We start from the raw sequence: 15,512 nt of genomic DNA on the forward strand, positions 1-15,512 counted from the left end.
TCATGCCGCCCAAGTTCGGCACGAGCGGCCTGCGCGGCCTCGTTACGGAACTGACGGACGAACTGGTCGCCGACTACGCCCGGGCCTTTGCCACGGCCTGCGACACGGGGAACCGGGTCTGGGTCGGATGGGACCTGCGTCCGTCATCCCCGCGGATCGCCGAGGCGGTGATCTCCGCTTTGAACGCGGAGGGGCTGCCCGTGGTGCGCGCGGGGATGCTGCCGACGCCCGCGCTGGCCCTTGCCGCGATGTCGGACGGGAGCGGCGCGGTGATGGTGACCGGGAGCCACATCCCGGCCGACCGCAACGGTCTGAAATTCTACGTGCCCGAGGGCGAGATCGCCAAGTCCGACGAGGAGCGGATCCTGGGCGCGCTCGGTCGCCGGCCCGGTTCTGCAGATGCCCCGGTGAGTGACGATGGCTCCGCCACCGAGGCCTATGTGCGGAGGTACGAGGCCGCGTTCGGCTCGGCCGCGCTCACTGGTCTCCGGATCGGCGTCTACGAGCACAGCTCTGCCGCGCGGGACATCCTCACGATGACCCTGCGCCAGCTCGGGGCCGAGACCGTACCGCTCGCACGGTCGGACAGCTTCGTCCCGGTGGATACAGAGGCCGTCGACGCCGACACCCGGGCGATGCTCCAGGGATGGTGCCTGGATCACGGGCTCGACGCCCTGGTCTCCACCGACGGTGACGCGGATCGTCCGATGGTCACGGACGAAACCGGTCGGATCGTCCCGGGCGACGTGCTTGGCCCGCTGACCGCCGGGTTTCTCGGCGCGCAGGCGATCTGTACGCCGGTCTCCTCCAATACCTGCGTCGAGGCGATGGGATTCGGCGCGGTGCACCGGACTAAGATCGGCTCGCCGCATGTCATCGCGGAGATGGAGCGGGTTGCGGCGGAAGGGGCCGGCACCGAGGTCGTCGGCTACGAGGCCAACGGCGGCTTCCTGCTCGGGTTCTGTGCCAAGGGCCCGGCCGGACCACTGGCCCCGCTCATGACGCGCGACAGCCTGTTGCCGATCCTTGCACCGCTCGCTCGCGCGAAGGCCGAGGGCCGGAGCCTATCGGAGCTCGTCGCCACCTTGCCACGACGCTTCACCGCCGCGGATCGCATCACCGGTATCGAATCCGAGGACTCCCAGGCGTTCCTCCGGGACATGACGACGAACGCCGCGACACGCGCGGCCTTCTTCGAGGGCATGCCGCCAGAGTCGGGCACGGACACCACCGACGGGCTGAGGGTGAGCTTCGAGGGCGGGGACATCGTGCACCTGCGGCCCTCCGGCAACGCGCCGGAGTTTCGATGCTACGCGGAGTCCTCGGATCCCGAGACGGCCGAGCGGCTCGTCGGCACCTACCTCGCGGCGCTGAAAAACCGCCTCTCCTAGAACGAAAAATCCCGCCGCGGTGGTCGCGGCGGGATCAACTATCGTCCTCTGCGTCGGGCTCTGCGCGACATCGGTCGCCGGAGCCGGGAGTGCCTGGGTCAGTCACGCGATAGGGCGTGGCTCAGACCCAACCTGCACGGCGCAGCGACCACAGGCGGCGGCGCGTTTCCGTTTCGCCGGCCTTGCGCTCGGAGATCGGGGCGCGCTTCGGCAGGGCCTCGCGGGAGGCGTCGGTCCGGGTCGCGACGTTGAAGCTGTCGGACAGGATATTGAACATTGGTCTGCTCCTTTCTCGGGGCACGGGGTGGGTGGCCTGGGGCCAGATCAGCGAAGCACGGACCGAACGTCCGCCGATGACGGATTTGGGACCGGGAGCCTTAGTCTGCCGAACATCGAGAAACCTCCGGTTCGTGCTTCGATGCCCCGGAATTAAGAGCCTTGCGCTTCGTACGCCAGTCAGGAAGACTTTCATGGTGTTAGCTGAGTTAACAACTTGAACTGGCGGGACCTGCCCTCGCTCTCGGCGCTGCGCGCGTTCGAGGCCGCGGCGCGGCTCGGCAGTTTCTCCGCCGCCGCGCGCGAGCTGAACGTGACCCACGCCGCGGTCGCGCAGCACGTCCGCGCGCTGGAAGATCACTTCGCCACGCCGCTCATGTCGCGAACCGGCAATGCGATGACAGTGACGCCCGAGGGCCAGCCGCTGGCGCGGGCGCTCACCGACGGGTTCGGGATGATCGCGACGGCCTCTCAGGACCTGATGGACCGAGGCTCGACCCGCGCCATCCGGGTGGCTCTGACGCCCTCCTTCGCGACGAACTGGCTGATGCCCCGTCTCGCGCGGTTCTGGTCCGCCCATCCCGAGGTACAGCTTGAGCTCATCCCGGGGGCGAGGATGGTCGACCTGCGGAGCGAGGCGGTCGATCTCGCGATCCGCTACGGGCGCGGGCCATGGCCCGGTGTCGACCAGGAGCCGCTGGTCCGGGCGGCGCATACCGTCCTCGGCGCACCGTCACGCTTCGGCAAGCGCGCGATCGGCAATCTCCGGGAGCTCGCGGGCGAGACCTTCCTGATCGACGGTCTGCGGAGCGAGGAGACGCTCTGGACCCGCGCCAACGGGCTCGATCTCGACAACGAGAAGGTGCTCACCTTCGAGACCGCGCAGATGGTGCTCGAGGCCGCGAAGGCGGGGATCGGCATCGCGATCCTGCCCATGCCCATCGTCGCGAGCGACGTGGCCGAGGGGCGGCTGACGGCCCTGATGACCGAGAGCGAGCGGGAAAGCAGCATCGCGTACCACATCATCACGAGGCCCGGCACGGTGATGCCGGCGCGGGACACCTTCGTGCGGTGGCTGCGCTCGGAGGCCGCGGCGGGCTAGCGGGGTGACCGCTTGGCCAGGATGCGCTGCAGGGTACGGCGGTGCATGTTCAGGCGCCGGGCGGTCTCCGAGACGTTACGGTCGCAGAGCTCGTAGACGCGCTGGATATGCTCCCACCGGACGCGGTCGGCCGACATCGGGTTCTCGGGCGGCGGAGGCATCTCGTCGGAGCGGGCGAGGAGCGCATTGGTCACGTCCGTCGCGTCGGCGGGTTTCGAGAGGTAGTCGGTGGCGCCCATCTTCACCGCGGCGACAGCTGTCGCGATGGCGCCGTAGCCCGTCAGCACCACGATCCGGCTCTCGGGCCGCCGCTCGCGCAGAAGCTCGACGACGTCGAGTCCGTTGCCGTCCTCTAGACGCAGGTCGATGACGGCGTAGGCTGGCGGGCGAGCCGTGGCGATGGCCTTGCCGCCGGCGACCGAATCCGCCGTCTCGACCGAGAAGCCGCGCTTCTCCATCGCCTTCGCGAGCCGCCTCAGGAACGGCTCGTCGTCATCGACAAGAAGCAGCGACCTGTCGTCGCCCAAATCGCTTTCGTTGACCTCCACCGGTCATGTCCTCCGTCTCTGGTTAATTGACGTAGGTAGGTTCAGGAGGCCGGGCGGTCAATTCAGGGTCTCGACCACGCACTGAGTGGACTCGGCGACGGCCTCGGGTGTCGCGTCCCTGCGGAAGAAGGTGACGAAGCCCTCCTCCGGCATCACGAGGTAGGTGAAGGCCGTGTGGTCTACGAGGTAGTAGTCGTCCTCGGCCTCCTGCGCCTGGTAGTAGACGCGATAGGCATCGGCGGCTTCCTTGACCTGCTCGGGCGAGCCGGTGAGACCGATCATGTCCTCGTGAAAGTTCTCGGTGTATCGGTCCACGACCTCGACCGTGTCCCGTGCCGGGTCGACGGTGACGAAGGCCGCCTTCGCGTCGATGCCCTGCTCCTGAAGAAGATCGAGCGCCTGCGCGTTGCGGGCGCTGTCCAGCGGGCAGACGTCGGGGCAGAACGTGTAGCCGAAATAGAGCAACGTCGGTTCGGTCACGACGTCCTCGTCCGTCACCGTCTCGCCTGTCTCGCTGACGAGGGTGAAGGGCCCGCCGAGATCGCCTCCGGCGACCTGGCCCTGCACGCAGTCGGCCAGCTCGCCGCCCTGCATCACCGTCCAGGCCCAGGTTCCGCCCACGATGGCGATGACGCCCGCCGCCGCACCCGCGGCAATCACACCGGTCTTCATCGTCGCGCTCCATTGATCGCTGTCGGACCGGGACATACGCTCCATCCACCGCGCTGCAACCGGAGTCTTCGTCGCACATGGACCTCGCCGAGTTCGAGATGTTCCAGGACCAGGAGCGGTCCAACTGGGTCCGGCTGCGGACGCTCGTGGTCCTGCGCTGGATCGCCATCGCGGGGCAGACAACCGCGCTCGTCGTCGCGGTGTATTCTTTCGGCCTGCGGCTGGAGACCGGGCTCGCGGCGATGACGATCGGCGCGTCGGTTATCGCGAATCTCTTCTCGACCTTCCTCTTCCCCGAGAACCGCCGCCTCACCGAGCGGCAGGCCATGTTGATGATGATCTTCGACATCCTCCAGCTCGGTCTGCTGCTCTACCTGACGGGCGGGCTGCACAATCCCTTCGCCCTGCTGATGCTCGCCCCGGTCACGATCTCGGCGACGGTCCTTCACCTGCGCTCCACGTTGGCCCTCGGCCTCGTGGCAGTGATCATCATCACGCTGCTCACGAAGTTCTACCTGCCCATCCGGAGACCGTCGGGAGAGATCCTGGAATTGCCGGACCTCTTCGGCTTCGGCTTCTGGCTGGCGCTGGTGATCGGCGTCGTCTTCCTGGCCGTCTACGCCCGCCAGGTGACGAACGAGATGCACACCATGGGCGAGGCGCTGCTGGCGACCCAACTCGCTCTCGCCCGGGAGCAGAAGCTCACCGACCTGGGCGGTGTCGTCGCCGCCGCCGCGCACGAGCTCGGCACGCCGCTCGCCACGATCAAGCTCGTCTCGTCCGAACTGATGGAAGAGCTGGAGGGGGACCAGGCCGAGGATGCGGCACTGATCCGGCAGCAGGCGGATCGCTGCCGGGATATTCTGCGCTCGATGGGACGCGCCGGAAAGGACGACCTGCACCTGAAACGTGCGCCCTTCGAGACCGTCGTGAGCGAAGCCGCCGAGCCGCATTCGAACCGCGGAAAGATGATCGAGATCCTCGCCGAGCCCGATGCCCCCGACGAGGCGCAGCCGCTCATCTGGCGGCGTCCCGAGGTCATCCACGGCTTGCGCAACCTGATTCAGAATGCGGTCGATTTCGCCGATAGCGACGTCCAGGTCGCGCTGAGCTGGTCGGCGGACGAGATGCGCGTCCGCATTTCGGACGATGGTGCGGGATTTCCGCCCCAGCTGATCGGCCGGATCGGCGACCCCTTCGTCAGCCGACGGCGCGACCGGGACGACCGCGCGCAACGACCCGGTTACGAGGGCATGGGTCTCGGCCTCTTCATCGCCAAGACCCTGCTGGAACGCACCGGCGCGCGACTGTCCTTCGCCAACGGCGGCAGGGCGCCGCGCGGAGGTGCCATCGTGCGGGTGGTCTGGCCACGGGCGGCGCTGGAGCCCTCCACCTCCCCTGGAGCGCTGGGCGAGAACCGGCCCTTCGTCGCCTGAGGTATCGGACGCCAATTTAACTGGTCATTAACTAGCCTGAGCGACCCTCCCCGCAGAAACGCATTGGGGGATCGCCATGACATCGACGCTCGCAGCAGCCCTCGTGCCGGTCGCGATCAGCCTCCTGGCGGTCGTGACGGTCCTTCTCGCCCGGCGGACCCCGACTACACCGCGCCAGCTTCTGCGCGAGGCGGAAGGGACAATGACCTTCCTGCTCGACGGCGACCGGCTGGAGGACGCGACGCCGACGGCCCGCCGGCTGCTGGAGGACGGTGCGACACCGCCCGACCGCGAAGACCTCGTGAGGATGCTCACCCCGGCTTTCCCGAGGCTGCGCGCCGTGCTCGACGACATCGAAAGTGACGGGGCGACCAGGCTCGTGGCCGAGGATCGCACGAGTTCGCTCGAGGTCGAGTACTGGGATGGGTTCGTGCGCCTCACCCTGCACCAGGACGACGGCACGGTGACGGGCCCGAGCACCGGCGCGGCGCGCGACGCGGAACTCGACACGCTCCGCGCCATCGCGGAGGATGCGCCCCAGCTCATCTGGTCCGAAGACGAGAGCGGCGCGATCACCTGGGCGAACGGCGCCTACCTCGAACTCGACCGCCATCACTCCCACGGGGCGGAGCGTTGGCCTCCCGGCCGGATCTTCGGAGCGCTGGACACACCCGATCCCGGGACCGGACGTCTCCACCGCCGGTTGGCAGGACCCGCGACGGAGGGTGAGCGTGCCGATTGGTACGACGTCACAACCGTGCGGCGCCCTGCCGGCACCGTCCATTTCGCGGTCGATGCCGATGCTGTCGTGAAGGCTGAAGAGGCACAGAGAGGATTCGTTCAGACCCTGTCGAAGACCTTTGCCGACCTTGCCACAGGCCTTGCCATCTTCGACCGTGACCGCCGGCTGGTCATGTTCAACCCGGCCCTCATGGAGCTCACGGCGCTCCCGGTCGACTTTCTCGCGACCCAGCCGCGGATTCACGCCTTCCTCGACCGTCTGCGAGAGCAGCGGATGCTCCCCGAACCGCGCGACTACCGCAGCTGGCGCGAGGAGATCGTCGCGCTGGAGTCGGAGGCGGCCAATGGCCGCTACTGCGAGACCTGGGCGCTGCCTGACGGACAAATCTACAGGGTCACCGGTCGGCCCCACCCGGATGGCGCCATCGCCTTCCTGATCGAGGACATCACCGCCGAAATGTCTCTGACGCGGCGTTTCCGAACCCAGATCGATACGTCGACCGCCATTCTCGACAGCCTCGACGAGGCGATCGCGGTCTTCAGCCCCTCGGGTGTCCTGACTCTCGCCAACCGGGCCTACGACAGCTTCTGGCCCCACCGGGAAGAGGCGGATGCGGGCGCCGGGGTCCCGATCGGCGACCTGCGCCTGAGAGACGAGCTCGAACGCTGGAAGATCGCCTGTGTCCCGACCGACGTGTGGCGCGATATCCGGAACGGCGCGATGGTGGCGGAGGACCGCCGCCCCTGGACCGCCGCATTGCGCCGGGACGACGGCCGTCAGGTGACCGTGCGGGTCCAGCCGCTCCCTGCCGGCGCCACGATGGTCGGGTTTTCCTCTCCGGCAGCCGCGGCCGGTCCGCAACCCGTCCCCCATGCGACCGGGCCCGTGGCCCTCTCCGGGTGAGCCCTCCCGCCACGGGAAGGAGGGCGCCCCGGGCTTTGCGCTTGCGGCGCGCGGCGCAGCGCATAGTCTGCGGCCATGCCCATCCTGGCCGGACCGATCCTGCTGCCCACGCCCGAGGCGACGGACGCGCTGGCCGCGCGGCTGGCACCCCGTCTCGGCCCGGGTGACGTGCTGCTGCTTGAGGGGTCGATCGGCGCAGGCAAGACGCATTTCGCCCGCGCTCTGATCCGGGCTCGCTTGGGCCGCGAGGAAGATGTGCCCTCCCCCACCTTCACCCTGGTGCAGACCTACGAAACTGAGGGACCGGAGATCTGGCATGCCGATCTCTATCGGCTGACCGGTCCGGGCGAGGCGATTGAGCTGGGCTTGGAGGACGCCTTCTCGACGGCAATCTGCCTTGTCGAATGGCCCGACCGCCTCGCCGATATCAGACCCGACTCCGCGCTGACTCTGAGTTTCGAGGCGGACGCCGAGGCGCATCGACTGACGCTCGACGGCCCGGAGGACTGGTCCGACCGGTTGAAGGGCCTCGCATGACGGATCGCGAGATGCAGATCGCTGCCTTCCTCGACCGGGCGGGCCTCGCGGACTGGCGGCGCGAGGTCATCGCGGCCGATGCCTCGCGCCGAAGCTACCTCCGCCTACGGAATGGCGACCGCAGCCGCATCCTCATGGATGCGCCGCCGGACACAGGCGAAGACGTGCGGCCTTTCATCGCCATCGGTGCGCACCTGCGGGGGATCGGCCTCTCGGCACCGGACGTCATTGAGCCCGACGTTCCACAAGGGCTGCTCCTGCTGGAGGACCTCGGGCCGACCCTGGCCGCCCGTCACCTCGATGCGCACCCCGGCGACGAGGCGGAGATCTACGGCCTCACGGCTGACTTGCTCGCAGAGATGCAGGCCCACGCCCCGCCCCCTGGCCTCGAAGCTCTCACGCCGGAACGGGCGACCGCGGCGCTCGCCCCGCTCTTCGAGTGGGGCGCCGCGGTTTCGGATGCCCAGCGCGCGAGGCTCGAAGAGACCATGGCCGAGGCGATCCGAGACCATACCAGGCCACCGGAAGTGCTCTCCCTCCGCGACCTGCACGCGGAGAACCTCGTCTGGCGTCCGCAGCTCTCCGGTCACGACCGCCTCGGTCTTCTGGACTTCCAGGACGCCATGCTCGCGCCCCCGGCCTATGACCTAGCGTCCCTGCTCGACGACGTGCGCCGCGACGTTTCACCGGAAACGGACCGGCACGTCATGGCCCACTTTTCCGCAGCGACAGAGACGGATCCCAGTCGCCTCGCTGCAGAGCGCGCGGTCCTCTCGGTCCAGCGTAACCTGCGCATCCTGGGTATCTTCGCCCGCCTCGTCCGGCGGGACGGCAAGACGCGCTATGCCGCCTTCCTCCCTCGCCTGCGCCGCCTGCTTGACCAGAGGCTCGAGCATCCCGCCTGTGCCGGCCTTCGGCCGCTTGTCCTGCCGCTGATCGCGGAGGCTCCGGAATGGGCCTAACTCCCCGCGCCGCTCTCTTCTTCGCCGCCGGTCTCGGAACACGAATGCGACCGCTGACGGACGACCGCCCGAAGCCGTTGATCGAAGTCGGCGGGACGACCCTGCTGGACCACGCCCTGACCCTCGGCGCGGCCGTAACGAGAAAGGTGGTGAACACCCACTACCGGCCAGAGATGGTGGAGCGGCACCTCGCGGGCCGCGACATCGCCATCTCGGACGAGCGCGACCTGCTTCTCGAAACGGGCGGTGGGCTGCGCAAGGCCAAGCCGCTCCTCGGCGACGGGCCGGTCTTCACCATGAACACCGATGCCGTCTGGTCGGGGCCCAACCCCTTCGACCTGCTGCGCGAGGCTTGGGACGGCGGCCGGATGGAGGCTCTCCTGCTCTGCGTCCCGCGGGACATGGCGCTCGGTCACGGCGGCAAGGGCGACTTCGTCTTCGACGGGGACAACCGGATCACCTACGGTCCCGGCCCGATCTACACCGGTGCACAGATCATTCGGCCCGAGGTGGTGGACGAGATCGAGGAGGAGGTCTTCTCGATCCGACTCGCCTGGGACCGGTTAATCGCCCGGGGGACGGCCTACGGCCTGCTTTATCCCGGGCGCTGGTGCGACGTGGGCCGACCGGAGAGCATAGAACTGGCGGAGACGCTTCTGTGATCTTCGCTGCCACCGACCGTCCCCGTGTCTATGCCCTGCCGCCCGGAGTGGACTTCGGGGCGGAACTCGTGCGCGGACTCGAGCTGCGCGCGGCCGGGCTCGTGCCGGAGGACTTCGCGCGGATCGAGCTCTTCGTGAACACCCAACGCATGCGCCGCCACCTGCGCGACGTCTGGGATGCCGGCCCGGCAAAGCTGCTCCCGCTACTGAGGCTCGTGACCGACATCGCCTCGGACCCCGTTCCCGGCGCTCCGCCGCCCGTCGACCCGATGGCCCGGCGCTTCGAGGTGCTGCGGCTGGTCTCTGCCTTGCTCGATGCCGAGCCGGAGATTGCCCCGCGCGCTGCGCTCTACGACCTCGCCGAGAGTCTCTCCGGACTCATGGACGAAATGGAGGTCGAGGGTGTCTCGCCCGAAACGGTGGCCACGCTGGACGGAACCGAGTTGTCGGAACACTGGCAGACCGCCCTGCGCTTCCTGCGGATCATCGAAGGCGTGATGGAGGCCGGCCCGCCCGGCCCCGGCGGCCGTCAGCGCGCCCGGGCCGAGGCACTCGCCGAGCTCTGGGCCGAAAGCTCGCCCGCGCATCCCCTGATCGTCGCGGGCTCCACCGCCTCGCGCGGCGCGACCTCGGTCTTCATGCAGGCGGTCTCGCGCCTGCCACAGGGTGCGCTGGTCCTGCCGGGCTTCGATTTCGACCTCCCGCAGAGGGTCTGGGACGGGATGGACCGGGCCCTTCATGCCGAGGATCACCCCCAATTCCGCTTCCGCCAGCTTCTTCGTCAGCTCGGTCTCTCGAAGAGCGACGTTGAACCCTGGACGGACGCTGAACCGGCACATCCGGGGCGGAACAGGCTCGTCTCTCTTAGCCTCCGGCCCGCGCCGGTCACCGATGCCTGGCAAGTCGAGGGCCCAGAGCTTGGCGATCTCACCGAGGCGACCCGGGGCCTGACGCTGGTGGAAGCGCCCTCCCCCCGCGACGAGGCGGAAACCATCGCGCTCGGCCTGCGCGCGGCGGTCGAGGACGGGCGGCGCGCGGCGCTCGTCACCCCCGACCGGATGCTGACCCGCCAGGTCGCCGCCGCGCTCGACCGTTGGGACATCCGGCCCGACGACAGCGCGGGTCAGCCGCTCGCTCTTTCCCCGCCGGGACGCTTCCTGAGGCAAGTGCTCGATCTCATGACGGAGCGGCTGACCGCGGCGGACCTGCTCGCGCTGCTGAAGCACCCGCTCTGCCACGGTGGCGCCGACCGGAACCTGCACCTTCTCCACACCCGGGAGCTGGAACTGCACCTCCGCCGTCACGGCCCGGCCTACCCCGACGGCGAGTCCCTCCGCGGCTGGGGCCACCGCGAGAAGGCGAAGGCCGGTCAGGCGGAGTGGGCCGAGTGGCTGGCCGCCCGACTCGATTCGCGCCCCGCCGAGGCGGACCGGACGGTTCCCGAGCACCTCGCAGCGCACCTGGCCCTGGCGGAGGCACTGTCGGCAGGACCTGCCGAGACCCATCCCCTCTGGGACGAGGCTGCCGGGCGCAAGGCGCTCGAACTGACGCAGGCGCTCGCGCGGCACGGCGGCGCAGCCGGGCCGATGCCACCGAGGGACTATGCGACGCTCTTCACCGGAGCGCTTTCGGGCGAAGAAGTCAGGGACCGCGACGCGGGCGATCCGCGCGTTCTGATCTGGGGCACGCTGGAGGCGCGCGTCACGGGCGCCGACCTCGTGATCCTCGGCGGGCTGAACGACGGCACATGGCCCGAAGCACCGCCGCCCGATCCCTGGCTGAACCGCAAGATGCGCGCCGAGGCCGGGCTGACCCTGCCGGAGCGGCGCATCGGCCTCTCCGCGCACGACTACCAGCAGGCGGTCGCAGGCCGCGAGGTCTGGATCACTCGAGCGAAGCGCTCGGACGAGGCCGAGACGGTGCCCTCGCGCTGGCTGAACCGTCTGACGAACCTGCTCGGCGGGCTCGAAGAGACGGGCGGGCCCGGGGCGTTGGAAGAGATGCGCAACCGGGGCGACATGTGGATCGCGCAGGCACAGGCTCTATCGGCTCCGACTGAAGAGGTAACGCCCGCGCGTCGCCCCTCGCCCCGTCCGCCGGTCGAGGCCCGCCCCAAGGTCATCTCGGTCACCGAGGTGCAGCGGCTGATCCGCGATCCCTATTCCGTCTACGCCCGCCGCGTGCTCGGGCTGAACCGGCTCGATCCGCTGGTGCCCGAGCCAGATGCGCCTCTGCGGGGCATCATCCTGCACGGAGCGCTCGAACGCTTCGTCCGCGAGGGCCCCGCGCCTGAAGACCCGGGCGCCTTCGAGGCGCTGATGCAGGCCACGGAAGAGGCGCTGGCTGAAGCCTGCCCCTGGCCCGCGCATCGCAGGCTCTGGGCGGCGCGGATGGCCCGGGTCGCGGAAAGCTTCCTGACGGGCGAGGCGGACCGGCGCGAGAGGGCCACGCCTGAGTTCTTCGAAGAGGACGCCAAGCTGCCCATCCCCGAGCTCGACCTCATCGTCACCGGCAAGGCCGACCGGATCGACCGGCTGCCCGACGGGCGGGTCGCGCTCTACGACTACAAGACAGGCGCACCACCGAGCGAGAAACAGCAACTCGCGTTCGACAAGCAGCTGCTGCTCGAAGCCGCGATGACGCGGCGCGGCGCCTTCGCCTCTCTCGGCCCGGCCGAGACCGCGCTCGCGGAGTTCATCGGGCTTGGATCGAGCCCCAAGGTCGTGCCCGCCCCTCTGGAGAAACTCTCTCCCGAGCAGGTCTGGGAGGAGTTCCTGGCCCTGATGCAGGCCTGGCGGGCGCGCGAACGGGGCTATTCCGCCAGCCCGCTGCCCTACCGCGAAGACGACGTGGGCGACTACGATCACCTGGCCCGACGCGGCGAATGGGACCTCGCCGACGATTACGCCCCGGAGGACCTGGAATGAGCCCGCGCGACGAGGCCAGCCAGCGGCAGGTCGATGCGGCCGATCCCGACCGCTCCACCTGGCTTTCGGCCAACGCCGGGTCCGGCAAGACCCGCGTGCTGACCGACCGCGTGGCGCGTCTGCTGTTGCGAGGGGTCGATCCGCAGAACATCCTCTGCCTCACCTTCACCAAGGCCGCGGCCTCGGAGATGCAGAACCGCCTGTTCCGCCGCCTCGGCGCCTGGGCCATGATGCCGGCGGGCGATCTTCGGCAAGAGCTGGAGTCGCTGGGCGCGGAGCAGCCCGAGGACCTCGCCGAGGCCCGGCGGCTCTTTGCAAGGGCGATCGAGACGCCCGGCGGACTCAAGATCCAGACGATCCACGCCTTCTGCGCAGGGGTCCTGCGCCGGTTTCCCCTCGAGGCCGGCGTATCGCCCCGCTTCACCGAGATGGAGGACCGCGCCGCCGATCTCCTGCGGGCGGAGGTTCTGGACGACCTGTCAGAGCGCATGCCCGGGCTCGTGGACCGCTTCGCCCGAGTCTTCACCGGGGCCGACATCTCGGTCTTTCTCAGGGAGGTCACGGGTCGCAAGACTGCCTTCCTCGCGCCGCCGGACGCCGTGCGCATTGCCGAGGCGACCGGGGCCCGGCCGGGGGAGAGCATCGACGATCTCCTCGCCGAGCTGCCCGCTGACCTGGCCGATCTGCTGGATCATCTCTGCGTCGCCTGCGCTGCCGGCTCCTCCTCCGATCAAAAGGCCTCCGCGACGCTCCGCACCATTCTGGGCCGGAACAGGGTCGATCTGGAGGCCTGCGACGCGCTCTGCGGCCTGATGCTCTTCGGCAAGGGCGCCAAGACGCCCTTCGGCTCCAAAGCGGGGAAGTTCCCCACCGCCGCGACGCGCAAGGCCCACCCCGACCTCGCCGATGCCGTCGACGCGCTGATGGACCTCCTCGCGGACCTTCGCCCGCGCCTGCTCGCGCGGGAAGCGGCGGATCGCACCCTGCTCGCCCACGAATTCGGCCATGCCTTCGTCACCGCCTACGAGGCCCGCAAGCTCTCGCGCGGGATGCTCGACTTCGACGACCTCATCGACCGCACGCGCGGGCTCCTCTCCAACGCGGCGCTGGCGCAATGGGTGCTGTTCCGTCTGGACGGCGGCATCGACCACATCCTCGTGGACGAGGCGCAGGACACCTCTCCGGGCCAGTGGGAGGTGATCGAGCGGCTGACCGACGAGATGACCGCAGGCGCGGGCGTTCGCTCGGACACCGAGCGGACGCTCTTCGTCGTCGGCGACCGCAAACAGTCGATCTATTCCTTCCAGGGGGCCGACGCCGATGCCTTCGAGGCCAAGCGCCAGCTCTTCGCCGAGAAGGTCTCCCGCACCGGTGACCGCCTGCAGGAGTTGCCGCTGGAGTTCTCCTTCCGCTCCGCCGAACCGATCCTGAGCCTCGTCGACCGGGTCTTCACCGGCGAACTGGCGGAGGGGCTGGAGCGCGAGGTCTCGCACCGCGCCTTCAAGACCGCCCTCCCCGGCCGTATCGACCTCTGGGCGCCCATCGAGAAGGAGGAGGATCCGGCGCCGGACCAGCCCTGGTACGTCCCGGTCGACCGGGTGAGCCCGCGGCACCACGACGTCCGGCTCGCGGAGCGGATCGCGAAGGAGATTCAGGCCCTGATCCGGCCGGAAACGACCGATACCATCCCAGACGAGACGCCGAACGACCTGGTCCGACGGCGGGTGCGTCCCGGTGACATCCTGATCCTCGTGCAGCGCCGGTCCCGTCTCTTCGGCGAGATCATCCGCGCCTGCAAGGCGCTCGATCTGCCCATCGCCGGCCGCGACCGCCTGAAGGTCGGCGCAGAGCTCGCGGTTAAGGACCTGGCCGCGCTCCTGCGGTTCCTGGCCTTGCCGGAGGACAGCCTGTCCCTCGCCTCGGTCCTCAGATCGCCGCTCTTCGGCTGGAGCGAACAGGAGCTCTTCACCCTCGCGCACGGCCGCCGGGGGTATCTCTGGGAGGAGCTTCGGGAGTCGGTCGCGCACCCGGAAACGCGCGCCGTCCTCGACGACCTGCTCAACCAGGCCGACTACCTGCGGCCCTACGACCTTCTCTCGCGGATCCTGGTACGCCACGACGGCCGGCGGCGGCTCATCGCCCGGCTGGGACCGGAGGCGGAAGACGGGATCGACGCGCTGCTGTCGCAGGCTCTCGGCTACGAGCGGTCGGAGGTCCCGAGCCTCACCGGCTTCCTCGGCTGGATGGAGACCGAGGAGGTCGAGGTCAAACGCCAGATGGACGCGCAGGGCGACCGGATCAGGGTCATGACGGTTCACGGCGCAAAGGGTCTCGAAGCGCCGCTCGTGATCCTGCCGGACACGGCGGAGCGCAAGACACAGGTTCGCGGTTCGCTCTGGCCGGTCGACGGCACGCTCGCCTGGGCCTCCACCGTGGATCGCCTACCGGAACCGTTGGTCGAAGCGCGTCAGAGACTGATCGATGCCGAAGAGCGCGAGCGGCGACGGCTGCTCTATGTCGCCATGACCCGGGCAGAGAAGTGGCTGATCGTCTGCGCCTCGGGTGACGTCGGCGACCTGCCGACGGACAGCTGGTACCGCGCCGTCGAGGCCGGGATGCAGGACCGTGGCGCGCTGCCGCTGGTGACGGACCTCGGCGAGGGCCTGCGCCTGCAGTCGCCCGAGTGGGACGCCCTGCCGATCCATGAGACACCGCGCCCGGAGGGCCGGGAGGTCTCGCCACCGGATTTCGGCGCGCCGGCTCCGGCGGTACGGTCCACGACCCGTTCGCCCTCCGATCTGGGCGGCGCAAAGATCCTGCCCGGCGATCCGGCGGGCGGCGACGAGGAGACGGCAAAGGCCAGGGGCACGGCCATCCACCGCCTGCTGGAGCATCTGCCCGCGCACGCGGAGGAGGATTGGCCCGCCCTCGCAGAGACTCTCCTGCCGGAGGCGCCGGACCTGCTGGATGACGCGGCGAAGGTGCTCCGCGACCCCGCGCTCGCCCCGATCTTCGCTCCGGGCACGCTGGCCGAAGTCCCGATCACGGCCGAGATCGAGGGCGCCGGTCGAATCCACGGCGCCATCGACCGGCTCGTCGTGGGTGACGAGATCCTCGCCGTGGACTTCAAGACGAACCGCGCGGTCCCCGAGACGCCCGACCAGGTCCCCGAGGGGCTGCTCCGCCAGATGGGGGCCTATGCCGCCGCGCTCGCCCGCATTTACCCCGACAAGCCGATCCGGACCGCGATCCTCTGGACCGCCGCGCCGAGGCTCATGGAGCTGCCTCCCCCTATCGTCATGGCGGCCCTGCTGCGCGCTCCCGCACCTTGACCCTCAGGACCACCCTCCTTAC

Annotated in this window: 12 protein-coding genes and 1 pseudogene; 10 read left to right on the plus strand and 3 right to left on the minus strand. The window is 69.5% G+C overall.

The window, feature by feature from the left end; all coding sequences use genetic code 11:
* Positions 1–2 precede the first annotated feature (2 nt).
* On the plus strand, positions 3–1,391 hold the full coding sequence (locus tag F3S47_RS13540; RefSeq protein ID WP_150445815.1) for a phosphomannomutase: 1,389 nt from the start codon (positions 3–5) through the stop codon (positions 1,389–1,391).
* Between the two features lie 121 nt (positions 1,392–1,512).
* On the opposite strand, the gene F3S47_RS19440 is transcribed toward F3S47_RS13540, so the two are convergent.
* Positions 1,513–1,668: a hypothetical protein gene (locus tag F3S47_RS19440; protein ID WP_191090194.1), complete on the minus strand. Its 156-nt coding sequence runs from the start codon at positions 1,666–1,668 to the stop codon at positions 1,513–1,515.
* Between the two features lie 216 nt (positions 1,669–1,884).
* Here F3S47_RS19440 and F3S47_RS19750 point away from each other — a divergent pair.
* Both F3S47_RS19750 and F3S47_RS13545 read left to right on the plus strand, forming a co-directional pair.
* Positions 1,885–2,076, plus strand: a pseudogene (locus tag F3S47_RS19750) (LysR family transcriptional regulator); the annotation flags it as partial.
* Positions 2,077–2,148: 72 nt separating this feature from the next.
* The gene (locus tag F3S47_RS13545) at positions 2,149–2,769 is read left to right on the plus strand and encodes a LysR substrate-binding domain-containing protein (protein WP_396280106.1); all 621 of its coding nucleotides are present in this window, start codon (positions 2,149–2,151) and stop codon (positions 2,767–2,769) included.
* Here F3S47_RS13545 and F3S47_RS13550 read toward each other — a convergent pair.
* Positions 2,766–3,317, minus strand: coding sequence for an ActR/PrrA/RegA family redox response regulator transcription factor (locus tag F3S47_RS13550; RefSeq protein WP_150445817.1), 552 nt, complete (start codon positions 3,315–3,317; stop codon positions 2,766–2,768). The genes F3S47_RS13545 and F3S47_RS13550 overlap by 4 nt on opposite strands.
* A 57-nt stretch (positions 3,318–3,374) precedes the next feature.
* Complete coding sequence (locus F3S47_RS13555) at positions 3,375–3,989, minus strand: SCO family protein (RefSeq protein WP_150445818.1); 615 nt, start codon at positions 3,987–3,989, stop codon at positions 3,375–3,377.
* A gap of 77 nt (positions 3,990–4,066) precedes the next feature.
* Here F3S47_RS13555 and regB point away from each other — a divergent pair, with 77 nt between their 5' ends.
* The 7 genes from regB (at position 4,067) to addA (ending at position 15,490) form a co-directional block, all read left to right on the plus strand.
* Positions 4,067–5,425 carry a sensor histidine kinase RegB gene (gene regB, locus F3S47_RS13560; RefSeq protein ID WP_150445819.1) on the plus strand — a complete coding sequence of 453 codons (1,359 nt, stop codon included), beginning with the start codon at positions 4,067–4,069 and terminating at the stop codon, positions 5,423–5,425.
* 76 nt (positions 5,426–5,501) lie between these two features.
* Complete coding sequence (locus F3S47_RS13565; RefSeq protein WP_150445820.1) at positions 5,502–7,070, plus strand: PAS-domain containing protein; 1,569 nt, start codon at positions 5,502–5,504, stop codon at positions 7,068–7,070.
* Between the two features lie 75 nt (positions 7,071–7,145).
* On the plus strand, positions 7,146–7,607 hold the full coding sequence (gene tsaE / locus F3S47_RS13570; RefSeq protein WP_150445821.1) for a tRNA (adenosine(37)-N6)-threonylcarbamoyltransferase complex ATPase subunit type 1 TsaE: 462 nt from the start codon (positions 7,146–7,148) through the stop codon (positions 7,605–7,607).
* Entirely contained in the window at positions 7,604–8,569 is a 966-nt protein-coding gene (locus tag F3S47_RS13575) for an aminoglycoside phosphotransferase family protein (RefSeq protein WP_150445822.1), read from the plus strand. The genes tsaE and F3S47_RS13575 overlap by 4 nt, the downstream gene beginning before the upstream one ends.
* A complete protein-coding gene (locus tag F3S47_RS13580) occupies positions 8,560–9,231 on the plus strand; it encodes a nucleotidyltransferase family protein (protein ID WP_150445823.1) in 672 nt (223 codons plus the stop codon). The genes F3S47_RS13575 and F3S47_RS13580 overlap by 10 nt, the downstream gene beginning before the upstream one ends.
* Positions 9,228–12,158, plus strand: a complete 2,931-nt coding sequence (gene addB / locus F3S47_RS13585; protein ID WP_317978261.1) for a double-strand break repair protein AddB — start codon at positions 9,228–9,230, stop codon at positions 12,156–12,158. Before F3S47_RS13580 ends, addB begins: the two co-directional genes overlap by 4 nt.
* Positions 12,155–15,490, plus strand: coding sequence for a double-strand break repair helicase AddA (gene addA, locus F3S47_RS13590; protein WP_150445824.1), 3,336 nt, complete (start codon positions 12,155–12,157; stop codon positions 15,488–15,490). The genes addB and addA overlap by 4 nt, the downstream gene beginning before the upstream one ends.
* Positions 15,491–15,512 lie beyond the last annotated feature (22 nt).

The organism is Histidinibacterium aquaticum (assembly GCF_008710275.1).
GTDB classification, from domain to species: Bacteria; Pseudomonadota; Alphaproteobacteria; order Rhodobacterales; family Rhodobacteraceae; genus Oceanicola; species Oceanicola aquaticus.